Origin of the sequence: Nonomuraea muscovyensis (genome assembly GCF_014207745.1) — a bacterium.
GTDB lineage: Bacteria > Actinomycetota > Actinomycetes > Streptosporangiales > Streptosporangiaceae > Nonomuraea > Nonomuraea muscovyensis.
In genome coordinates, this window is the sequence record NZ_JACHJB010000001.1 from 1,606,106 (window position 1) to 1,626,967 (window position 20,862).

General features: G+C 71.4%; 21 protein-coding genes. 10 read left to right on the plus strand and 11 right to left on the minus strand.

What is annotated here, in order from left to right; translation table 11 throughout:
• Positions 1-176: 176 nt before the first annotated feature.
• The 4 genes from abmR to FHU36_RS07550 form a co-directional block, all read right to left on the minus strand.
• Entirely contained in the window at positions 177-680 is a 504-nt protein-coding gene (abmR, locus tag FHU36_RS07535) for an ATP-binding transcription factor AbmR (protein ID WP_185083040.1), read from the minus strand.
• A 64-nt stretch (positions 681-744) separates the two neighbouring features.
• Positions 745-1,995: a C40 family peptidase gene (locus FHU36_RS07540; RefSeq protein WP_185083041.1), complete on the minus strand. Its 1,251-nt coding sequence runs from the start codon at positions 1,993-1,995 to the stop codon at positions 745-747.
• Between the two features lie 74 nt (positions 1,996-2,069).
• Entirely contained in the window at positions 2,070-2,570 is a 501-nt protein-coding gene (gene greA / locus FHU36_RS07545) for a transcription elongation factor GreA (protein WP_185083042.1), read from the minus strand.
• 107 nt (positions 2,571-2,677) lie between these two features.
• The gene (locus FHU36_RS07550) at positions 2,678-3,094 is read right to left on the minus strand and encodes a DUF4307 domain-containing protein (RefSeq protein ID WP_185083043.1); all 417 of its coding nucleotides are present in this window, start codon (positions 3,092-3,094) and stop codon (positions 2,678-2,680) included.
• Between the two features lie 133 nt (positions 3,095-3,227).
• Between FHU36_RS07550 and mca the strand changes: the two genes are divergently transcribed.
• From mca to FHU36_RS07565, 3 genes are read left to right on the plus strand one after another with little or no spacing between them, the layout of a single operon-like run.
• Positions 3,228-4,112: a mycothiol conjugate amidase Mca gene (gene mca, locus FHU36_RS07555; RefSeq protein WP_185083044.1), complete on the plus strand. Its 885-nt coding sequence runs from the start codon at positions 3,228-3,230 to the stop codon at positions 4,110-4,112.
• Positions 4,113-4,146: 34 nt separating this feature from the next.
• Complete coding sequence (locus FHU36_RS07560) at positions 4,147-4,314, plus strand: hypothetical protein (protein ID WP_185083045.1); 168 nt, start codon at positions 4,147-4,149, stop codon at positions 4,312-4,314.
• A complete protein-coding gene (locus FHU36_RS07565) occupies positions 4,315-4,608 on the plus strand; it encodes a GNAT family N-acetyltransferase (RefSeq protein WP_185083046.1) in 294 nt (97 codons plus the stop codon).
• 12 nt (positions 4,609-4,620) lie between these two features.
• On the opposite strand, the gene FHU36_RS07570 is transcribed toward FHU36_RS07565, so the two are convergent.
• The gene (locus tag FHU36_RS07570) at positions 4,621-5,817 is read right to left on the minus strand and encodes a hypothetical protein (protein WP_185083047.1); all 1,197 of its coding nucleotides are present in this window, start codon (positions 5,815-5,817) and stop codon (positions 4,621-4,623) included.
• Between the two features lie 235 nt (positions 5,818-6,052).
• Here FHU36_RS07570 and FHU36_RS07575 point away from each other — a divergent pair, with 235 nt between their 5' ends.
• The 3 genes from FHU36_RS07575 to FHU36_RS07585 are packed head-to-tail and all read left to right on the plus strand — an operon-like array spanning position 6,053 to position 8,678.
• Positions 6,053-6,346 (plus strand): hypothetical protein, encoded by a 294-nt coding sequence (locus FHU36_RS07575; protein WP_185083048.1) that lies wholly within the window; start codon positions 6,053-6,055, stop codon positions 6,344-6,346.
• Positions 6,343-6,612 carry a hypothetical protein gene (locus FHU36_RS07580; protein WP_185083049.1) on the plus strand — a complete coding sequence of 90 codons (270 nt, stop codon included), beginning with the start codon at positions 6,343-6,345 and terminating at the stop codon, positions 6,610-6,612. Before FHU36_RS07575 ends, FHU36_RS07580 begins: the two co-directional genes overlap by 4 nt.
• Positions 6,613-6,644: 32 nt before the next feature.
• Entirely contained in the window at positions 6,645-8,678 is a 2,034-nt protein-coding gene (locus tag FHU36_RS07585; RefSeq protein ID WP_185083050.1) for a thioredoxin domain-containing protein, read from the plus strand.
• Here FHU36_RS07585 and FHU36_RS07590 read toward each other — a convergent pair.
• Together FHU36_RS07590 and FHU36_RS07595 are read right to left on the minus strand one after the other, a co-directional pair.
• The gene (locus FHU36_RS07590; protein ID WP_221495795.1) at positions 8,664-10,778 is read right to left on the minus strand and encodes a transglycosylase domain-containing protein; all 2,115 of its coding nucleotides are present in this window, start codon (positions 10,776-10,778) and stop codon (positions 8,664-8,666) included. The genes FHU36_RS07585 and FHU36_RS07590 overlap by 15 nt on opposite strands.
• A 104-nt stretch (positions 10,779-10,882) precedes the next feature.
• Positions 10,883-11,362, minus strand: coding sequence for an Lrp/AsnC family transcriptional regulator (locus tag FHU36_RS07595; RefSeq protein WP_185083051.1), 480 nt, complete (start codon positions 11,360-11,362; stop codon positions 10,883-10,885).
• Between the two features lie 103 nt (positions 11,363-11,465).
• Between FHU36_RS07595 and hppD the strand changes: the two genes are divergently transcribed.
• On the plus strand, positions 11,466-12,575 hold the full coding sequence (gene hppD, locus FHU36_RS07600; RefSeq protein WP_185083052.1) for a 4-hydroxyphenylpyruvate dioxygenase: 1,110 nt from the start codon (positions 11,466-11,468) through the stop codon (positions 12,573-12,575).
• A gap of 118 nt (positions 12,576-12,693) precedes the next feature.
• Positions 12,694-14,100, plus strand: coding sequence for a M1 family metallopeptidase (locus tag FHU36_RS07605; protein WP_185083053.1), 1,407 nt, complete (start codon positions 12,694-12,696; stop codon positions 14,098-14,100).
• A 45-nt stretch (positions 14,101-14,145) separates the two neighbouring features.
• Here the strand turns inward: FHU36_RS07605 and FHU36_RS07610 are convergent, their stop codons facing one another.
• The 3 genes from FHU36_RS07610 to FHU36_RS07620 form a co-directional block, all read right to left on the minus strand.
• Positions 14,146-14,763 carry a hypothetical protein gene (locus FHU36_RS07610; RefSeq protein WP_185083054.1) on the minus strand — a complete coding sequence of 206 codons (618 nt, stop codon included), beginning with the start codon at positions 14,761-14,763 and terminating at the stop codon, positions 14,146-14,148.
• Positions 14,760-15,311 (minus strand): RNA polymerase sigma factor, encoded by a 552-nt coding sequence (locus tag FHU36_RS07615; RefSeq protein WP_185083055.1) that lies wholly within the window; start codon positions 15,309-15,311, stop codon positions 14,760-14,762. Before FHU36_RS07615 ends, FHU36_RS07610 begins: the two co-directional genes overlap by 4 nt.
• Before the next feature lie 227 nt (positions 15,312-15,538).
• Positions 15,539-16,717: an FIST signal transduction protein gene (locus tag FHU36_RS07620; RefSeq protein ID WP_185084674.1), complete on the minus strand. Its 1,179-nt coding sequence runs from the start codon at positions 16,715-16,717 to the stop codon at positions 15,539-15,541.
• A 171-nt stretch (positions 16,718-16,888) separates the two neighbouring features.
• On the opposite strand from FHU36_RS07620, the gene FHU36_RS07625 reads away from it, so the two are divergent.
• Together FHU36_RS07625 and FHU36_RS07630 are read left to right on the plus strand one after the other, a co-directional pair.
• Positions 16,889-18,280 carry a sigma 54-interacting transcriptional regulator gene (locus FHU36_RS07625; protein WP_185083056.1) on the plus strand — a complete coding sequence of 464 codons (1,392 nt, stop codon included), beginning with the start codon at positions 16,889-16,891 and terminating at the stop codon, positions 18,278-18,280.
• A gap of 51 nt (positions 18,281-18,331) precedes the next feature.
• Positions 18,332-20,341: a vWA domain-containing protein gene (locus tag FHU36_RS07630; RefSeq protein ID WP_185083057.1), complete on the plus strand. Its 2,010-nt coding sequence runs from the start codon at positions 18,332-18,334 to the stop codon at positions 20,339-20,341.
• Positions 20,342-20,393: 52 nt separating this feature from the next.
• On the opposite strand, the gene FHU36_RS07635 is transcribed toward FHU36_RS07630, so the two are convergent.
• The gene (locus FHU36_RS07635; RefSeq protein ID WP_312891480.1) at positions 20,394-20,816 is read right to left on the minus strand and encodes a DUF6292 family protein; all 423 of its coding nucleotides are present in this window, start codon (positions 20,814-20,816) and stop codon (positions 20,394-20,396) included.
• Positions 20,817-20,862: the final 46 nt, after the last annotated feature.

The window sequence follows — 20,862 nt, forward strand, 5'->3', positions numbered from 1 at the left end:
CGGCGGCGCCCGTCGTCGCAGGCAGCGGCCTTGACGATTGGGGGAGCCTACCCACGCCGCGCGGTTTTAAAATTGCTGTTTCCGGGCCCTGGTATAAACCAATCGCCATGGTCTAAACCAATGCGGCGACTGGTATAAACCATTCTCCGGCCGGTTTCCCCTGCGCCGTCCGCGAATCAGAGGTCGGGGCCCTCGGCGCGGACGCGGTCCACGTGTCGCAGCGCGTCCCGCAATTCGGCCAGCCAGGTGTCGGTGTTGCGGCCCACCAGGCGCACGCACCAGGCCAGCGCGTCGCTGCGGCTGCGCGCGACTCCGGCGGCCACCAGCGTGTCGAGGACCTGGCGCTCGGACTGGCGAAGCCGCGTCATCACCGGCACGGACAGTGTGGTGAACATCACCGTCTGCCCGCCGCAGACCACGCCCCACGACACCTTCTGCCGGAACCTCCGCTCCGCCTCCCGGGCGATCTCGATCCGCCGCTCACGGGTCTCCTCCCGGAAGCGCAGCACCAGCCCCTCGACGAGGGCGGCCCGCTCCTCCTCCGGCACGTCGTCGGCCGGCTCGGGCAGCGCGCCCAGCACGGCGATCTCCTCGCGGTCCTGGACGATCTCCGGCGCGCCGGTGAACCAGCCCTCCGGAAGCCGCCCGGCGAACCACGCGCGTACCTGTGCTGTTTCCATGTAATTAGAATTACACGACTGCGGGCCGAATGCACGCCCCCGACGGCGTACGAAAAGGGAAGACCTACCTGACCCTGGCCGCCACGGGCGGGCTCACGCGGACCACGCCGGCGAGGTTGCGGGTGTTGACCGGGACGATCTTGACGACGTCACCGGTGCGGGGGGCGTGCAGCATCTTGCCGCCACCCCAGTAGATGGCCACGTGGGAGATGTAGCCGGGATTGGTCGGGTCGCTGCGCCAGAAGAGCAGGTCGCCCGGCTGGGCCTGGGAGAGCGGCACCTGCGGGCCGGTGACCCACTGCTGGTGCGTCACGCGCGGCATCCGCACGCCGGCCCGGGCGAAGGCCCACTGCACCAGTCCGGAACAGTCGAAGGTGTCGGGCCCCTCGGCGCCCCACACGTACGGCCGGCCGAGCTTGGAGACGGCCGCGCGCAGCGCCACGGTGAGCTGGTCGCCGGACATGAACGCGCCGGCGGCGTGGGTGCGCGCCTTGGTCTGCGCCGGCCGCAGGACCGGGTTGACCGTGGCCACCTGGGTGCCCTTCGGGAGCACCTTGCGTAACGCGGCGCCCAGTTTGGCCGAGTCGGCCTTGGGGGCGCTGACGATCAGCGCGTTGTCGCGCGGCAGGCCGAGGGAGCGGGCCGTCTGCTTGGAGACGACGGCGTCGACCGCGCCGAAGCCGGTGGTGGCGTAGGCGCCGATGCGTAACGGCCCGCCCGGCCCGGAGACCCGGCTGTGCAACTGCAGCCCGCCGTCGGTGCCCAGCACGAACGACACGGCCACGTCACCGGCGGCGACGTTGGCCCACAGCGGGTCGGAGGCGGCGGTGACCTTGGGGGTGTAGGCGCGGAACGTCGAGGGGTCGACGCCCAGCGTCTGCACGCGCTTGCCGTCGAGCATGATGGCGGCGGCGTCGGCCAGTTCGAGCGCCGTCACGCCGCGCTGCCTGGCCACCTTCTCCAGCAGGTCGCGGGTGAAGGGCTTGCGCGTCACCACGAACAGATGGGGCTTGTGCAGCTTGTCCAGCGGCCTGACCGGCTGGACGGTCTTGGCCTCGGCCACGAGGGTCTGCTGCGGCGACGGGTGCGCCTGCGCCGGGCGGGGCTGCGTGGTCGCCGTCCGCTGGCCGGCGGCCGGCCGCGGCCCGCCCGCGCCGGGCCCGCCCGGCTCCCCGCTCTGGGCGAGCAGCAGGACGTCGGTGGTCAGCACCGCCACCAGCGTCACCACGATGAACGGCACCAGCCACCCGTGGTCGCGCCGCCTGCGCGAGCGCACGAGGAAGCCGAGGTCCTGACGGATTGCCGAAGGTCGCATGAGCTCCGAACCTGCCGGGGCACGCACGAGCTCCGCCGGGCCCGAGGGGGCCCGGCGGTGCGTGTCGTCGGGGGTCAGTTGCCGATGTACGGCACGGCCTCGAGGATCTCGACCGTGTTCTGACGGCCGTTGGGCATGCTGTAGGTCGCCTTCTCGCCGATCTTCTTGCCGTTGATCGCCGCCCCGAGCGGGGACTTGGGCGAGTAGACGTCGATCGGGGCTCCGCTCTCCTCGCGGGAGGCGAGCAGGAAGGTCACCTCGTCGTCGTCACCGACGAACCGGATCGTCACGGTCATGCCGGGACCGACGACGCCCTCCGTCTTGGGGGCCTCGCCCACCTTCGCGCTGTCGATGATCTGGCGCAGATGGAAGATCCGAGCCTCCATCTTGCCCTGCTCGTCCTTGGCCGCGTGGTAGCCGCCGTTCTCCTTGAGGTCCCCCTCCTCACGGGCGGCCTCGATCTTCTTGGCGATGTCGACGCGCCCTGGGCCCGAGAGGTACTCGTACTCCGCCCTCAGACGGTCGTACGCCTCCTGCGTCAGCCATGTGACGTTCTCATCGCGAGAGTCGGCCACGGGTTCTCCTTGCTTGCCTAGGGGCCCTTGGAACACTTGAGGTGCGTGTCGGTCGAATTGCGAAAGGCTAACAACTCAGCCGATGGTACGCTTCCCCAAACGTCTCATTATACGAGATTGCAGTACTGGATGTGGACAGAAGCCGCCTCGGCGCTGGTGGCCAGGCGTTCCTTGAACCTCTTACTACCCTCGCCGGCCGCGATTCTTACGTCCCTGGTGCCGACTTCTCCCTGTGACACGTCCAGGGCCCTGACCCGGCAGACGGCGGCGCGGTCGTCGGGCTTCTCGACCACGAAGACGACCTCCGCGTGGTCCGGCGCGACGGTGAACGACACCACCTGGGCCGTGACTCCCGTGCCGGAGCCGGTCATCGACCACATGACGTAGCCCCAGCCTCCCGCGATGATGGCCACCAGCAGGCCGATCACGACATGGACGACGAGACGGCCGCCTCTCGTGGGACGGTCCGGGTAGTCGTCGGGTGTGCCGAGAACGGGCCCGTTCTCGACATCTCTGGTGGCCATGACGGAATCTCCCTGCACTCCCTCAGCGTTATCCGAGACAATTGTCTCGCGCGCGGGTCACGCCCTCGCGACCGCCCAGCAGAAACTAACCTCTGTTGGGCAGTGAACCGTCCGACCTAGGAGCATCGAGTCCGTGAGTGCACCGCTGAGGCTGATGGCAGTCCACGCACACCCCGACGACGAGTCGAGCAAGGGCGCCGCCACCATGGCGCGCTACGTTCGCGAAGGGGTGGAGGTGCTGGTTTGTACGCTCACGGGTGGTGAGCGGGGCTCCGTACTCAACCCCAAGATGGACCGGCCCGAGATCGTCGCCAACATCGCCGAGGTGCGCCGGGCCGAGATGGACCGGGCGCGCGAGATCCTCGGGATCCAGCAGCGGTTCATGGGCTTCGTCGACTCCGGCCTGCCCGAGAGCGAGGAGGAGGAGCTGCCCGAGGGCTGCTTCGCCCTGCAGAAGCTGGAGGTGGCCACGGCTCCGCTGGTGGCCGCCGTGCGCGAGTTCAGGCCGCACGTGATCATCACCTACGACGACGACGGCGGCTACCCGCACCCCGACCACATCATGACCAACAGGGTCTCGGTGGAGGCGTTCGAGGCGGCCGGCGACCCCGACCGCTACCCCGGCACCGGCGACCCGTGGCAGCCGCTGAAGCTCTACTACCAGATGGGCTTCACCAAGGAGCGCTTCGAGGCCCTGCACGAGGCGATGACCGCGCGCGGCATGGGCTCCCCCTACTCCGACTGGATCGCCCGCTGGGAGGACCGCCCCGCCAAGTGGCCGGTGACCACGCGGGTGCCGTGCGGCGACTACTTCGAGCTGCGCGACCAGGCCCTGCTGGCCCACGCCACCCAGGTCGACCCCGACGGCTTCTGGTTCGTGTGCCCGCGCGAGCTGCAGCAGGAGATCTGGCCGACGGAGGACTACCACCTGGCCCGCTCGCTCGTCGACACCGAGCTTCCGGAGGACGACCTGTTCACCGGCATCCACGCCGACGAGGTCTCCCCCGCCTGCCACTGACGGGAGCATCACCCCCCGGTGGCAGACTGGAGGAGTGACAGTTCTCGCCGCCGGTGACGTCAGCCCGGGCCTGCTCGGCTTCGTCGTCATCGCTCTCATCGGATTGGCGACGTACTTCCTCATCAAGTCGATGAACAAGCAGATGGGGAAGATCAGCGTGCCGCGCGAAACCGACGTCCCCCACGACAAGAAGGCCGACTAGATGGCGATCGAGGTGGTCGACAACCCCGAGCGGAGCCGCTTCGAGGTGCACGTGGACGGCGAGCTCGTCGGGTTGGCCGACTACCGGCTCCGGGGCGCGACGATCGTCTTCACCCACACCGAGGTGTCGGCCGGCTTCGAGGGGCAGGGGCTGGCCGGCAAGCTGGTCGGGCACGCCCTCGACGCCAGCCGCGACACCGGGCTGCGGGTCGTCCCGCTCTGCTCGTACGTCGCCTCCTACATCGAGCGCCACCCCGAATACCAGGACCTGCTCGAAGCCGCGCCCGCCGAGTAGGCGGGCCGGGGCTCAGTCACGCGGCGACCAGGCCAGCTCCAGCGCCCTCGGCAGCCCCCACCAGCCGAGCGGGGTCAGCACGTCGTCCTCGTCGACGATGCCGAGGTGGCCCCACAGGGTGACGACCGGCACGAAGAGCCGCTCGGTCGCCTCCACCTCGTCCACGCCCATGCCGGCGGCCAGGTCGAGGTCGATGCCGGCGCCCATGGAGGAGTCGAGGTCGACGTCGACGTCCTCCGACTCGGCGATGAGCCGGGCGACGCGTTCGGGGGAGGCCAGCACGCCCGGCCCGAGCCGGGCCAGCGCCGCCACGGCGGCGAGCCAGTCGGCGTGCTGGATGGCGCACAGCTTGGCCAGCACGTCGTCCTCGTGGCTCAGCTCACCGTCGAGGTCGGCGAACTCCTCCAGGGTGTCGCCGATCTCCGACAGGTCGGAGATCGGCCCGGCGATGCCGGCGGCCACCGCCAGCCACAGCTCGCCGTCGTCGTCGGGCATCGGCCGTTCCTCGAACCCGGCGCAGGCCCGCAGCACGTTGGCCGGGTAGCCGGGCTGGCCGAGCAGCACCCGCAGCCGCGCCGCGGCCCGGTCGAGCTCGTCGGCGGGCAGCTCCGGCTGCTTGGGCAGCTCGGCGAGGATGCGCCGCAGCTCCGACAGCGCGAACGCCTCCTCCTCGTCCCAGACGGCGAACAGCTCCTCGTCCTGCTCGTCGTTGACCGCGAAGGCGGGCACGCGGCCGTCGGGCAGCGGCGCGCTCAGCCACCGCTCCTGCAGCTCCTCGTAGGCGCCGCGGGCCCCCTCGTCGCCGCGGACCAGCGCGTCGGGGTCGATCTCGCCCGCCTGGACGCGCTCCTCCAGGTGGCGGACGAGCCGGGAGTACATCTCCGCGGCCACCGGCCCGCGCTCGTCCTCCTCCGGCCACACGAAGTAGCCGGGCGTCATGATGACCGGCTCGGTGCCGGTGGACTCGACCCAGCGCTGGACGTCGCCGACCGTGGCCAGGCCGGACTCGATGGAGCTCAGCGTGGTCCGCGCCGAGTCCCAGAACGGCGCCGACAGGGGGTTGCCCGCGGCCAGCAGGGCGCGCCGCAGGTCGGGGACGGCCACCAGCGCCACCCCGGACGGCACGGCCAGCAGCGCCCGCGCCACGTCCCTGCGGGTCAGGGCCGCGGCCGGGCGGCCGGCGTGCGTGCAGACGAAGTCCAGATCCACTCTCCGTAACCTACGCCCCCTCAGCCCCGCCGCACACGCGGCCCCGGAAGAGGACCGGGCCGGGGCCCGTCCAGGCCGGGAGAGGGCCACGGCGGCCCTGTGGGGTGAGCAAGGCACGCCGCCAGGGACGTGCCGCTGCTGATCAGCGTGGGCCACTCGGCCTGCCATCGGTGCCACCGGATTCCTGCAAGGAGTTGAGATCAGGACGTAGGCTGACGGCATGAAAGGTGGTGTCATGAGTGCTCAGCCTGTCCACGGTGGCACAGCCGACCGCCCGAGGGTGCCGCGGACCATCGGCGGCATCTCCGGCGCGTTGCGAGGCAGCCGCCGTGCTCAGTTCTTCGCCGAACTTCTCGAAGCTCAGCAAGGCCCTGAGTTGGATGGTGTGCTCAACGCCTGGTGGGGGCGTGCGACGCTCGACACCGACCCCGACCGTGACCGCATCCGAGCGGCGGCCGAAGCCGGGACTCTGCCCACCACCACCATGGACGAGGTCCTACGCCGACGGCAGGAGCGCGGCGTCCGGTGACCGAAGACGACGACCTATGGCCTGTGGTCCCTTCGGAGGTCGCGGCTGACACGCTCGCCGATCCATCAGTCTCGGCAGCAGTGTTCTCGACTGTGGCTGCACTCACCGTTGCCATCTGCGAGGACCCTTGGCTCGCGGGCAGTGACCAGGTCGGCGCCGATCCCGACTGGCGAGAGATCCTCATCCCCAAGGGATATGGCATCGCTGAGTACCGGATCGACCGAAAGAATCAACAGGTGCTCCTCACCCGTATCGTCCTGTTCTGACAGTGTGTCTGACAGTGTGAGAGCCTGGCCTTATGAACAGGCTCGGTAGTGAGACTTCTCCCTACCTCCTCCAACACGCCGACAACCCGGTCGATTGGTGGCCCTGGGGAGAGGAGGCGATGCGGGAAGCGAGACGGCGGGACGTGCCGCTGCTGATCAGCGTGGGCTACTCAGCCTGCCACTGGTGCCATGTCATGGCACACGAGAGCTTCGAGGACCACGAGACCGCGAAGCTGATGAACGAGCACTTCGTCAACGTCAAGGTGGACCGCGAGGAGCGGCCCGACGTGGACGCCGTCTACATGAGCGCCACCCAGGCCATGACGCATCAGGGCGGCTGGCCGATGACGGTGTTCGCCACGCCGGAGGGTCACCCGTTCTACTGCGGCACCTACTTCCCGCGGCCGAGCTTCCAGCGGCTGCTGGGGGCCGTGCACCAGGCGTGGACCGGTGACCGCGAGGCGGTGCTCAAGCAGGGCGCCAAGCTGGTCGAGGCGCTCAACACGCAGACCGCGCTGCCGAGCGGCCCGCTGCCCACCGCCGAGACGCTCGACCAGGCCATGCGCAACCTGCGCGAGACGTTCGACCCGGTGCACGGCGGCTTCGGCGGCGCGCCGAAGTTCCCGCCGTCGATGGTGCTGGAGTTCCTGCTGCGCTCGGGCGAGCGGGAGATGGGCGGCAAGACGCTCGACGCGATGGCCCGCGGCGGGATCTACGACCAGCTCGGCGGCGGGTTCGCCCGCTACAGCGTCGACGCGGCCTGGGTCGTGCCGCACTTCGAGAAGATGCTCTACGACAACGCGCTGCTGCTGCGGGTCTACACGCACTGGTGGAAGGCCGGCGGCGGCCCCCTGGCCCGCCGGGTGGCGCTGGAGACGGCTGACTGGCTGCTGCGCGAGATGCGCACCCCGGAGGGCGGCTTCGCCTCGGCGCTCGACGCCGACAGCGAGGGCGAGGAGGGCAGGTTCTACATCTGGACGCCCGACGAGCTGCGCGAGGTGCTGGGCGAGCAGGACGGCGACTGGGCGAGCGTCGTGTTCGACGTGACGGGCACGTTCGAGCACGGCACGTCGGTGCTGCGACTGCTGGAGGACCCGCCCGCCATGGAGCGGCTGACGTCCGTACGGGCCCGGCTGCTCGCCGCGCGGGAGCGGCGCGTCCGGCCGGGACGTGACGACAAGGTGGTGGCCTCGTGGAACGGCCTGGCCATCGCGGCGCTGGCCGAGGCCGGGGTGGTGTTCGAGCGGCCCGACCTGGTCGACGCGGCCACGGCGTGCGCCGTGCTGCTCGACGACGTGCACGTGCGGGGCGGCAGGCTGGCGCGCACCTCGCGCGACGGGCGGCCGGGCCCGAGCGCCGGGGTGCTGGAGGACTACGCCAACGTGGCCGAGGGCATGATCGCGCTCTACGGCGTGACCGGCGACCCGCGCTGGTTCCGGCTGGCCGGGTCGCTGCTGGACTCGGTGCTCGACCGGTTCGCCGACGGGGTGGGCGGGTTCTACGACACGGCCGACGACGCCGAGCCGCTGTTCCAGCGGCCGCAGGACCCCACGGACAACGCCACGCCGTCCGGTCAGTACGCCGCCGCCGGCGCGCTGCTGGCCTACGCCGCGTTGACCGGCTCGGCGCGGCACCTGGAGGCGGCGCACGCGGCGCTGGGCCCGGTGTCGGTGCTGGCGCCGGGGCACGCGCGCTTCGCCGGGTGGGGGCTGGCCGTCGTGCGGGTGGCGCTCGACGGGCCGGTGGAGGTGGCTGTGGTGGGTCCGCCGGACGACCCGCGCACCCGCGCGCTGCACCGTGAGGCGCTGCTCGCCGACGTGCCCGGCCTCGTCGTGGCCCTCGGCCGGGGCGAGTCCGGCGCGGGCGCGGCGGGCCGGCCCGGCGGGCTCATGCCGGGGCCCGACGGGACACTCGACTGGCAGGGCGCCGCCCTGGACGAGCCGGCGCTGCTGGAGGGCCGGGGGCTGGTGGGCGGCGCACCCGCCGCGTACGTGTGCCGGGGCTTCACCTGCCGGATGCCGGTCACGACACCCGAGGAGCTGAGGGCCGAGCTAGCCCATCGGTGACGGTTGGGTTTCCTGCTGGCCGGGCGGGTCGGAGCGGTCGGGGCCGTCGCTCGGCACGGCCGGGTCCTGCGTGGGCGGCGCGACCGTCTCGTCGGGCACACCGCCCTGGTCGTCGGGCTCCCGCGTCGGCGGCGCCTCGGTGAACGACGGGCCCGGCTCGTCCGGGACGTCGGTCTGCCAGTCGTCCGGCCGGCGCGTGGGCTCCCACTCGGGGACGTCGTCGTCGAACGGGTCGGGCGAGGAGTAGTCGCCCCAGCCGCGGTCGGACGGCTCCGGGAACTTCTCGACGGGCTTGCCCTGCATGGCCTCGGTCATGAACGCCCGCCAGATCTGGGCCGGGAGCTGACCGCCGAACTGCACGCCGTACCCGGGGACGGTGACCGTCTTGTTGTCGTCGCGGAACATGTTCACGGCGACGGCGAGCTGCGGGGTGAAGCCGTTGAACCACACCGACTCGGAGTCGTCCGTGGTGCCCGTCTTCCCGGCGACCGGGCGGTCGTAGAGCCGGGCGGCGGTGCCGGTGCCGTGCTGGACGACCTGCTCCATCGCGTAGACGGCGTCGGCGGCGGCCTGCTTGCCGACCACCTCGGTGGCGGCGGGCTTGATCACGTCCTTGTCGCCGCTCGCGTCGGTGACCGACTTGACGACGTGCGCCTCCATGTGGACGCCGCCGTTGGCGAGGGTGGAGAAGCCGGAGGCGTTCTGCACGGCGCTCACCGACGCCACGCCGAGCGGGAAGGTGGCGAACGACTGGTGCTGCCGGAGTTGCTCCCTGGGGATGCCGGCCTTCTCGGCGGTGGCCGCGACCTTGTCGAGGCCGACCTTCTGGCCGAGGTCCACGAAGGCCGTGTTGACGGAGTTGGTGGTGGCCTGCACCAGGTTGACCGGGCCGTACGAGCGGCCGTTGTCGTTCGGGATGGGGTGCTTGGGGTCGGAGGCCACGCGCATCGGTGAGTTGCCGTTGACGCGGGTGGACAGCGTGTAGCCGTCGTTCAGCGCGGCGGCCAGCGTGTACGGCTTGAACGTCGAGCCGGCCGGCACCTTGGCGGAGAAGGCGTTGTCGTAGTCGGAGCGCTCCGGGTCGCCCCCGTAGAAGGCGACGACCTCGCCCGTGGCGGGATCGACGGCGGCCAGGCCGGTGCGCACCTTCTTCGGCGTCGCCTTGGGCAGCACGCTCTTGACCGCGTTCCCGGCGGCCTTCATGAGCTTCTTGTCGAAGGTGGTGACGACGCGCAGGCCGCCGCTGCTGATGTCCTCGTCGCTGTAGCCGCGCCGGTTGAGCTCGGCGGTGACCTGGTCGAGCATGTACTGGGCCTGGCCCTTGAGCACGAACGGCTTCTTGGCCTTGGCGAGCTTCGGGAACTTCTGTGCGGCCACCTGCTCGGCGTTCAGCGCCCCGGTCTGGCCCATCGCCTCGACGACGGCCCGCCAGCGGGCCTGGGCGGCGGTCAGGTCGGCGCCCTTGGGGTCGGCGAAGCGGCTCGGCTGCTGGATCACGGCCGCGAGGTAGGCGCCCTGGGCGACGGTCAGGTCCTCGACGTTCGCGCCGAAGTAGGCCTGGGCGGCCGCCTGGACGCCGTTGGCGCCGCGACCGAAGTAGATCGTGTTCAGGTACTGCTCCAGCACCCAGTCCTTGGTCCTGGACTGGTCGACCTTGATCGCGATCATGATCTCTTTGAACTTGCGGGTGAGGGTGCGCTCCTGGCTCAGGCCGCTGTAGTAGTTGCGGACGAGCTGCTGGGTGATGGTGGAGCCGCCCTGGAGCTGCTGGCCGGTGATCGTGGACCACAGGGCGCGGCCGGTGCCTGTGACGGAGACGCCGGCGTCCTCGTAGAAGGAGCGGTTCTCCGCCGCGATCACGGCGTCGCGCACGTGCCGGGGAACCTTGGCCAGCGCGACGTTGCGGCGGTCGACGCCCTGGCGGGCGAGCACGCTCTTGCCGTCGCGGTAGTAGATGACCGAGCCCTGCGCGGTCGCCTGCTTCTGGGTGCTGTCGGGGATGGGGGTCATCGCCCAGGCGATGCCGAACAGGGCGGCGCCCAGGATGACGCCCACGCCCACCGCGATCCCCAGCCGCCGAAGCAGCCTCCGTTTCCGCATGCCCTTTCCACCACCGCTCCGCACCTGGCCATACCCCCGTAAGCTGCGCGAATAGCAAGGGTAAACGACTGATAACGGTGCTCGTCCCCCTTGCGATGGTACGTCTAGCGCGGGGCACGTCGCGGGACATCAGCGACCAAGGGCAGCACACGGTAGGGAACGGGGGTGTCGAGGGCGATGAGGGACGACGTCCTGAGCACGCCCCGGACGTCCACGATCTGGTCGATCACCCGTTGCAGGTCCGCGTTGCTGCGCGCCACCACCCGGCAGAGCAGGTCGCTGCCGCCGGTGATCGTGTGCGCCTCCAGCACCTCGGGGATGCGCGCCAGCCCGTCGGACACGGGGTCGTGGCCCGCCACCTGCCTGATCTCCAGCGTGACGAACGCGGTCACGCCGTAGCCGAGCGCCTCGGGCGAGACGTCGGGGCCGAACCCGGTGATCACCCCTCGGGCGACCAGGCGGTCGAGCCGCGCCTGCGCGGTGCCGCGGGCGACGCCCAGACGGCGCGAGCACTCCAGGACGCCCAGCCGGGGTTCGGCCGCCAGCAGCGCGATGAGACGGGCGTCCAGGTCGTCGATCGTCATGGTGTACAGGAACTCCCGGGTTTCGCTCGGACCATTGGTCAGATTGTCCACTCTCTAAGGTAACCCTTGCACAGGTCGTCCAGGAAAGACCAGATTTGGTGGCATGAGTGATGTCTTTCCGGTTAACGGCATGGACGCCGTGGTGTTCGCCGTGGGCAACGCCAAGCAGGCTGCGCACTACTATTCGACGGCCTTCGGCATGCGGCTGGTGGCCTACCGCGGGCCGGAGAACGGCAGCCGCGACGAGGTCGCCTACGTCCTCACCTCCGGCGGCGCCCGGTTCGAGTTCCGGGCCTCGATCAGGCCGGGCACCCCGCTGGCCCGGCACGTGGCCGAACACGGCGACGGGGTCATCGACCTCGCCCTCGACGTGCCCGACGTGGAGGCCGCCTACGAGCATGCCGTGGCGCAGGGCGCGCGGGGGCTGGCGGCGCCGTACACGCTGGAGGACGAGCACGGCAAGGTGGTGCTCGCGGCGATCGCCACCTACGGCGAGACGCGGCACACCCTCGTCGACAGGTCCAACTACGGCGGCGGCTACCTGCCCGGCTACGCGCCGGCCGAGCCGCTGGTGCCGGCGCCGGCGGTCAGGAACGGGCGGCTCTTCCAGGCCGTGGACCACTGCGTGGGCAACGTCGAACTGGGCAAGATGGACGAGTGGGTGGAGTTCTACCGCAAGGTGATGGGCTTCACGAACATGGCGGAGTTCATCGGCGACGACATCGCCACCGAGTACTCGGCGCTGATGTCGAAGGTCGTGGCCGACGGCACGCGCAAGGTCAAGTTCCCGCTGAACGAGCCGGCGGTCAGCCGCAGGAAGTCGCAGATCGACGAGTACCTCGAGTTCTACGGCGGCCCCGGCGTGCAGCACATCGCGCTGGCCACCAACGACATCCTGACCACGGTGGACCACATGCGCGCGGCCGGGGTCGAGTTCCTGGACACGCCGGACTCCTACTACGACGACCCGGAGCTGCGGTCGCGCATCGGCCAGGTGCGGGCGCCGATCGAGGAGCTGAAGAAGCGCAAGATCCTGGTGGACCGGGACGAGGACGGCTACCTGTTGCAGATCTTCACCAAGCCCGTGCAGGACCGGCCCACGGTGTTCTTCGAGCTGATCGAGCGGCACGGGTCGCTCGGGTTCGGCAAGGGCAACTTCAAGGCGCTGTTCGAGGCCATCGAGCGCGAGCAGGAGCGCCGGGGCAACCTGTAGTGCCCGGCCGCGGCCCGGAGCGGGAGCGCCGGCGGGCAGCGCGGCGGGACGCGGGGACGCACGCTCCTCTTACTCAGCGTAAGCTCATGCTCACGCCAAGGAAGGGGAGCGTTGTTCCATGAGGTCCATCCGTCACGCGGTCGCACCGGTGGTCGCGATCCTCACCCTGCTGGGGTGCTCGCCCACCGACGGGGCCGTCGCGCCCACCTCGCCGGCCCCGGCCGGCTCCGTGGGGGCCCCGGGCATCGGTGACCGCGACTTCCCGCTCGACGGCAACGGCGGTTACGACGTCACCCACTACGGCCTCGCGCTCGGCTACACCCCGGCCACCAAACGGCTCGACGGCGTCACCACCATCCGGGCCAGGGCCCTGCAGCGGCTGTCGCGCTTCAACCTCGACCTGTCGGGGCTCCAGGTCAGCGAGGTGTCGGTCGACGGCACACGGGCGACCTACTCCCGCCAGGGCGACGAGCTGACCGTGGTCCCCGCCGCCGTGCTCGCCTCCGGCGCCCGGTTCACCGTCAGGGTGGCCTACGGCGGAGAGCCGCGGCCGATCACCGACTCGGGCAACCTGGGCACCTACGGCTTCATCCCGACGCCCGACGGCGCCTTCGTGACCGCCGAGCCCAACGGCGCCAAGACCTGGTTCCCCGCCAACGACCACCCGGCCGACAAGGCCGCGTTCGACTTCGAGATCACCGTGCCGCGCGGGCTGACCGCGCTGGCCAACGGCGAGCTGACCGGCGAGCCGACGACCGCCGACGGCAGGACGACGTTCCGGTGGCGTGAGAGCCACCCTATGGCGACCTATCTCGCCACCGCCACGCTCGGCAAGTTCACCCTGCGCCGGGGCGAGACCGCCGGCGGAGTGCCCAACGTCGCGGCGGTCGACCCGGCCTATCACGGCTCCCTGACCAAGCTCTACACGGTGTCCGGCGAGGTCACCGACCACTGGAGCAAGGTCTTCGGCCGCTACCCGTTCTCCTCCACCGGCGGCGTGGTCGACGACTTCTCGGCCGGCTACGCCCTGGAGACCCAGACCAAGCCGATGTACGGCGGCTTCGCGCCCGACGAGAGCATCATCGCCCACGAGCTCGCCCACCAGTGGTTCGGCAACAGCGTCAGCATCCGGCGCTGGCAGGACCTGTGGCTCAACGAGGGCTTCGCCACCTACGCCGAGTGGCTGTGGTCGGAGCATCGGGGGCGCACCACGGCCGACGCCCACTTCGCCGCCCTGCGCGCCCGCCCGGCGTCCGACGCCTTCTGGACCTACCCGCCGGGGCGGGCGCGGCCGGACGACCTGTTCAACGACGCCGTCTACAAGCGGGGGGCCATGACCCTGCACGCCCTGCGCGAGGAGATCGGCGACCAGACGTTCTTCGCGCTGCTGCGCGAGTGGGTGGAGCGGCACAAGTACGGCAACGCCACCACCGAGCAGTTCGTCACCCTGGCCGAGCAGCGCTCGGGCAGGCAGCTCGACGCCCTCTTCGACGCCTGGCTCTTCCAGCCCGAGCGCCCGGCCTGACCGGGGCCCGCCAGGGGCGTGCAGCCCCGCCCCTGGCGGGGAGGATCAGCTGCCCGCCGGCGGCTGCCCCTCAGGGCCGCCCACGTCGTTCCACGTCGGATCGTCGACGAGAACACACGGCGCGACCGGCCCGTCGATCACCCTGCCGACGAACTGCCACAGCACGCGCGGCTTGTCGGAGACCTGGTCGTCGTTCTTGGCGAACTCCATGACCACGGTCTGGTCCTGGGCCACGTGCGCAGGGTCGATGTAGACCCCGCCCTTGCCCAGGCGGACGGCTTTCGCGGAGACGGACCGCTCCCACTCCTCGGGCGTGGCGGTCTCGCCTCCGGCCGTCCGTCCTCTGGCCGAGCCGCACCGCTTGCCCGGCGGGACATAGGTGACGTCGGCGCTGATCCCCATGCCCTTCAGGTCACGCTCCAGCTTGTCGGCGTCCCCGAACTCGTTGATCTGCACCAGGATGGTGCCGTCGGCGTTCTTGCTCACCGCGTACGCGGGCCGCTCCGCCCCGGTCAGGAGCGGCACCGCCACGGCTGCCGCGGCGGCCAGTCCGGCCACCGCCACCCCGGCGAACAGGCGGCGGACCGTGGTCCTGCGGCGTCGCTCGCCACGGGCGGCGACTTCGGTCTTCAGTTCCATCAGCAGGCGCTCCTCGAAACTCATCGTGTCGTTCCTCCCATGACGAAGGGCACGGCCCGCAGCGCGCGGCGGGCGCGGTGGAGCCTGACCCTGGCGGTCCCCTGCCGGATGCCGAGGGCCTGCGCGGCCTCCGCGACCGTCAGCTGGTCGAGGGCGACCAGCTCGATCACGGCCCGCTCTCCCTCCGGCAACTCGGCCATGGCCTCGAAGGCCCGCCTGGCGTGGCTCTCCGCGTCGATCCGCTCCTCCAGCCGGACGAGGTCGTCGGAGTCGAGCAGCCGCCGGCCGTTCAGCCGGTCGGCCAGCCGCGACTCCCTGAACGCCCGCCGCCGCTCGGCCGACAGCGTGTTCCGTGCCACGCCGTACAGCCACGCGATCTCGCTGCCCAGCCCGGCCCGGTAGGTGTGGGCCGAGTCGAGCACCGCGACGAACACCTCCGCCACCAGGTCGGCGACCATGTGCGGATCGTCGACCCGGCGGGCCAGGAAGCGGGTGATCTCGTCGACGTGCCGCCGGTAGAAGGCCTCGAACGCCACGGGATCGGTGGCGATCTCCGCCTGTTTACGACGCACCGGCCGTGCTCCCTTCGTCGATCTTCACCCCTGCTTGGACCGACCCCGCCAAAGCGTTACAAACCCAGCCCGGCACCCGGGGATGGGCAGCACGGGAACGACGTCGCCACCGGACGCGCGCGAACCGGGCCGCCAGAGCGGACACGCGTGGGGTTCCGGGACGGACGCGGGCGGGTGCCCGCACGCGCCCGTCGGATCGCCCGCGCACGCGGGAGCGGGCCGGGGGATCAGTCGCCGGGCGGTGTGGCGGCGGAGAAGATGAGGGCCGAGGCCGTGAAGCCGTGCACGTGGTTGTGGCCGCCCACCGGTCCGACCTCGCCCGCGGCGAAGAAGCCGGCCATGCCGACGGGCCCGAGGGTGTCGCGCAGCGCGACGGGGTCGTGGTCCGCGGTGCCGAACATGGCCGACCCCCGGCCGTTGCAGGAGAACAGCAGTGCCCCGTCCACCTGGCCGAACTCCTCGCGGTGGGCGTCCAGCAGGTCGTACAGGTCCTCGTCGGCGGTGGCCGCGTCGCGCACCTGGAAGCGGACGGTACGGCCCACCTCGACGATGTCGCCGATGGCCACCGCCTCGCGTTCGGGATCGATGCCGATCACGCCACGGATCAGGAAGTCGCCGCGTTCGTGGCGTTCGGCGTACTCGTTGATCGCCACACCGATCTGCAGCCCGGAGGCGACCAGCTCGCGGTCGTCCTCGTCGAGGTCGCTGACGATGTCCTCCAGGCGCGCCAGGGCCGGCTGGCCGGCGAGCTCCAGGAGGAGGTTCTCCTCGGCGCGGGTGACCACCATGGACGGGCCGATCGGGCGGCAGCCCTGGCTGACGACGGTGCTGACCCGCACGGGACCGCTGATCAGCACGCCGATCGCGCCCTCGGTGTAGACCTCGCCGTCGGCGAAGAGCCGGACGGAGCCGCGACCGTGCATGCCGTTGGCCAGCCCGCCGATGAGCGGCAGCTCGCCGAGGACCTCCTTGGACCGCTCGACGAACGCGTCCGTCGGGAACGAGTAGGGGTCGCTCAGCAGGATGGCCACGTGGTCGTCGGGACCGCGCTCGGGCAGGCCGACGACCACGAACTTGTCCTCGGCGTTCAGCGTCTCCAGCGCGAACGTCGTCAGCCTGGCCTCGCCCAGCCGGGCCGCCCACGCGCTCACGGCGGGGGTCAGCTCGATCCCCTGCCCGTCGCCGATCACTCCCGTGGCGCTGCACCCGATGACGCTGGCCTCGGGCGCCAGCCGCATCGCACGCTGACCCGCCCGGGCGACGTCGTCGGGGTCGTCGCCGCAGATGAAGAAGCAGATGAGGTCGGCCTCGCCGCCGAGCCGGGACAGTGCCTGGCGGACGGCCCGTTCGGCCACCTCGACCAGGTCGGAACCCACGGCGAGGCCGTCTGCGAATCGGCTGGTCATCAGGGCCACGCGTCCCGCCTCCCTCGGTTGCTGAGTTCCCTCAGGCTCGGATTCTCCCCACTAAAGGAACAAGCACGCGCACGAACCGTCACACAATGGGTCAGGATCCGAAATCTCGCTGGATGCGCAACTCCTCTGCCGCATCCGGCCCGGGGGACGTAGTCTCGATCCGTGCATCAGCCTCTAATTCTCCGGGAGCTGCGAGAGAGCGGCCACGTTCATCGCACCGTGAAAGCAGAGGTCCGCGAAAACCTGCTGGCCAAGCTCCGCGCAGGTGAGCCCCGTTTTCCAGGCATCGTGGGCTTCGACGACAGCGTCCTGCCCCATCTGGAGCGGGCCTTGCTCGCCGGTCACGACCTGGTCCTGCTCGGTGAGCGCGGCCAGGGCAAGACCCGGCTCATCCGTACGATCACCGGCCTGCTCGACGAGTGGACCCCGGTGGTCGAGGGATGCGAGATCAACGACCATCCGTACGAGCCGGTCTGCGCGCGCTGCCGCGCGCTGGCGCGGGAGCTCGGCGACGAGCTGCCCGTCGCGTGGAAGCACCGCGACGAGCGCTACGGCGAGAAGCTCGCCACTCCCGACACCTCCGTCGGCGACCTGATCGGCGACGTCGACCCGATCAAGATCGCGGAGGGGCGGACGCTCGGCGACCCGGAGACGGTCCATTTCGGGCTCGTGCCGCGCACCAACCGCGGCGTGTTCTCCGTCAACGAGCTGCCCGACCTCGCCGAGCGCATCCAGGTGTCGCTGCTGAACGTGCTGGAGGAGCGCGACATCCAGGTGCGCGGCTACAACCTGCGCCTGCCGCTCGACATCCTGCTCATCGCCAGCGCCAACCCCGAGGACTACACCAACCGGGGCCGGATCATCACCCCGCTGAAGGACCGTTTCGGCGCCGAGATCCGCACCCACTACCCGCTGACGATCGAGGACGAGCTGGCCCTGATCCGCCAGGAGTCGATGCCGGACATCGGGGCCGCCGTGCCCGAGCACCTGGTCGAGACCATCGCGCGGTTCACCCGGCTGGTCCGCGAGTCCACCTCGGTGGACGCCCGTTCGGGGGTGTCGGCGCGCTTCTCGATCGCCGCTGCCGAGACGGCCGCGGCCTCGGCCGTGCGCAGGGCGGCGATCAGCGGCGAGGAGCAGCCCGTCACCCGGGTCTGCGACCTGGCGAACGTGGTCCACAGCCTGCGCGGCAAGGTGGAGTTCGAGGTCAGCGAGGAGGGCCGGGAGACCGAGATCCTGGCTCATCTGCTGCGCCGGGCCACCGCGGAGACGTTCCGGAGCCGGTTGGGCGGGGTGGAGCTGGCGCCGCTGACCGACAAGTTCGCCCAGGGCAACCAGGTGGAGTCGGGCGAGCTGGTGCCGGCCGGCGAGCTGCTGCACCGCATCGGGCCCGTCGACGGCCTGTCCAAGATCATGTCGCGGCTGGGCATGGGTGAGGGCGAGGAGTCGCCGGGGCACGCGGCCGCGGCGCTGGAGTTCGCGCTGGAGGGCCTCTACCTCATGCGCCGGCTGTCCAAGGACGACCTGGACGGGGTGACCGTCTATCGCACCTGAGGTCGGGGGGACCCCCAAGGTGGGGCATTCCGGGTTAGCGTGGGTGGCGTGATGGCCTACCGCTATGGCGCGTACCACGACGGCCCCGATCCCCTCGCCCCGCCGTACGACGTGCGGGCGGCGCTGGACGAGATGGGCGACGCCATCCTGTCCGGCTCCACCCCCGTGCACGCCCTGCGCGACCTGCTCAAGCGCGGCCTGCCGGGCGCGCAGGAGCGCAACGGCCTCGACGAGATGCTGCGCGAGGTGCGGCGCAGGCGCCGCGAGCTGCGCGAGCGCGGCCGGCTCGACGGCACTCTGGAGCAGGCCAGGGCGCTGCTCGACAAGGCGATCGGGCAGGAGCGGGCCGAGCTGTTCCCCGATCCGTCCGACGAGGCGCGGCTGCGCGAGAGCGAGCTGGACGCGCTGCCGGACGACACCGCGAGCGCCATCCAGGAGCTGAGCGGCTACGAGTGGCGTTCGGCCGCCGCCCGGCGCACCTTCGAGGAGCTGCGCGACCTGCTGCGGCGCGAGGTGCTCGACAGCCAGTTCAAGGGACTGCGCGACGCGCTCGCCCACCCCGACCCGGAGGCCATGGAACGGGTCCGGCGGATGATGGCCGAGCTGAACGACATGCTCGACAGGGACTCCCGCGGCGAGCACACCCAGGCCGACTTCGACGCGTTCATGGGCGAGTACGGCGACCTGTTCCCCGAGCGGCCGCGCGACCTGGAGGAGCTCGTCGACATCCTGGCCCGCCGGGCGGCGGCCACCCAGCGGATGCTGGCCTCGATGACCCCGCGCCAGCGCGAGGAGCTCAACAACCTGATCAACCAGACCCTCGACCAGGCCGGCCTGTCGGACCAGATGCGCCGCCTCGGCGACGCGCTCGTCGCCCGCCGCCCCGACCTGGCGTGGAACGCCCCGGAGCGGCTCACCGGCGAGGAGCCGCTCGGCATGGGCGACGCCGTCACCGCGCTGGAGGAGCTGGCCGACCTGACGCGGCTGGAGTCGACCCTGCGGCAGGACTACCCCGGCGCCCGGCTCGACGACATCGACGAGGCCGCGGTGCGCCGGGCGCTCGGCCGGTCGGCCGTGGACGACCTGGAGGCGCTGCGACGGATCGAGCGGGAGCTGGAGGAGCAGGGCTACCTGCTGCGCCGCCGCGGCAAGCTGGAGCTCACCCCCAAGGCCGTGCGGCGGCTGGGCGAGACCGCGCTGCGCCGGGTGTTCTCCTCGCTCGACGCGGGGCGGCGCGGCGACCACGACCAGCGCGACGCGGGCTCGGCCGGCGAGCTGACCGGGTCGTCACGGCCGTGGCGCTTCGGCGACGAGCAGCCCATCGACGTGGTGCGCACCCTGGTCAACGGCGTGCGCGGCGGCGGCCTGCGCCGCGCGGAGCCGGCCGGGGAAGCTGCCGGCGAGGGTGCCGGCCGTCGCGCCCGGGCCGGGTCGGTGGCGGTGCGGCTGTCGGTGGACGACTTCGAGGTGGCCGAGACCGAGCGGCGCAGCGCGGCGGCCGTGTGCCTGCTGGTCGACCTGTCGTACTCGATGGCCCTGCGCGGCACCTGGGCGGCGGCCAAGCAGACGGCGCTGGCCCTGCAGGCGCTGGTCGCCTCGAAGTTCCCGCAGGACGCCGTGCAGATCATCGGCTTCTCCAACTACGCGCGGGTGTTGCAGCCGGACGAGCTGGCGGGCCTCGACTGGGACATGGTCCAGGGCACCAACCTGCACCACGCCCTGCTGATCGCGGGCCGACACCTCGACCGCCACCCCGACTTCGAGCCGGTCGTGCTGGTCGTCACCGACGGCGAGCCGACGGCTCACCTGCTGCGCAACGGCACGTCGGCGTTCGAGTGGCCGCCGTCACGCGAGACGCTGGAGCTCACGCTCGCGGAGGTCGACAAGATGACGCGGCGGCGGGCGACCCTCAACGTCTTCATGCTGGCGGCCGACGAGCGGCTGAAGGACTTCGTGGACGAGGTGGCGCGCCGCAACGGCGGCCGGGTCTTCTCCCCCAGCGCCGACCGGCTGGGCGAGTACGTCGTCAGCGACTTCCTGCGGGTGCGGCGCGCCCGCTGAACCCGCTCGCGCGCGGCCGGGGGCCGGGCCGGGCCGGGCCGGTGGGTGAAGGTCAGGCCTCCACGAAGCGCACGTAGAAGTCGAGGGCGACGTCGAAACCGTCGCGGCAGTTGCGGTGGGAGCGGTAGCAGGGCCGGAACGCCGTGCTGGCGCCCACTCCGGCGCGGGCGTCGCCGAGTGCCTGCGGCACCCGCTCCGGCCGGGGCAGCAGCCCGCCGCCCAGGTAGCGGACGCCCGACAGCTCGGTGTGCCGGCCGCGCCCCCCGGCGACGAAGTGGCCGAACCGCCACCCGCTCTCCTCGTCCCAGACCAGCGCGCTGCCGTCGGCCAGCAGGACAGTCGCGTCACGCGGATCGCAGGGGCCCTCCCACCAGTCGGCGGCCTCGGGTCCGAGCACGTCCACGACGCGCCGCACATAGCAGACCGGCTGCTGCAGCCACTCGTCGGAATACGGCTCGACATGCCTGATGGCCACGGACGGCACCCCCTTGTGCCCAATGGGTAAGTAAAACGGAACGATT

Coding starts and splice junctions, on each gene's coding strand:
- abmR (WP_185083040.1), bottom strand. CDS start 680: ATGGAAACAGCACAGGTACGCGCGTGGTTCGCCGGGCGGCTTCCGGAG.
- FHU36_RS07540 (WP_185083041.1), bottom strand. CDS start 1,995: ATGCGACCTTCGGCAATCCGTCAGGACCTCGGCTTCCTCGTGCGCTCG.
- FHU36_RS07550 (WP_185083043.1), bottom strand. CDS start 3,094: ATGGCCACCAGAGATGTCGAGAACGGGCCCGTTCTCGGCACACCCGAC.
- FHU36_RS07565 (WP_185083046.1), top strand. CDS start 4,315: ATGGCGATCGAGGTGGTCGACAACCCCGAGCGGAGCCGCTTCGAGGTG.
- FHU36_RS07575 (WP_185083048.1), top strand. CDS start 6,053: ATGAGTGCTCAGCCTGTCCACGGTGGCACAGCCGACCGCCCGAGGGTG.
- FHU36_RS07585 (WP_185083050.1), top strand. CDS start 6,645: ATGAACAGGCTCGGTAGTGAGACTTCTCCCTACCTCCTCCAACACGCC.
- FHU36_RS07590 (WP_221495795.1), bottom strand. CDS start 10,778: ATGCGGAAACGGAGGCTGCTTCGGCGGCTGGGGATCGCGGTGGGCGTG.
- FHU36_RS07595 (WP_185083051.1), bottom strand. CDS start 11,362: ATGACGATCGACGACCTGGACGCCCGTCTCATCGCGCTGCTGGCGGCC.
- hppD (WP_185083052.1), top strand. CDS start 11,466: ATGAGTGATGTCTTTCCGGTTAACGGCATGGACGCCGTGGTGTTCGCC.
- FHU36_RS07605 (WP_185083053.1), top strand. CDS start 12,694: ATGAGGTCCATCCGTCACGCGGTCGCACCGGTGGTCGCGATCCTCACC.
- FHU36_RS07610 (WP_185083054.1), bottom strand. CDS start 14,763: ATGAGTTTCGAGGAGCGCCTGCTGATGGAACTGAAGACCGAAGTCGCC.
- FHU36_RS07620 (WP_185084674.1), bottom strand. CDS start 16,717: ATGACCAGCCGATTCGCAGACGGCCTCGCCGTGGGTTCCGACCTGGTC.
- FHU36_RS07630 (WP_185083057.1), top strand. CDS start 18,332: ATGGCCTACCGCTATGGCGCGTACCACGACGGCCCCGATCCCCTCGCC.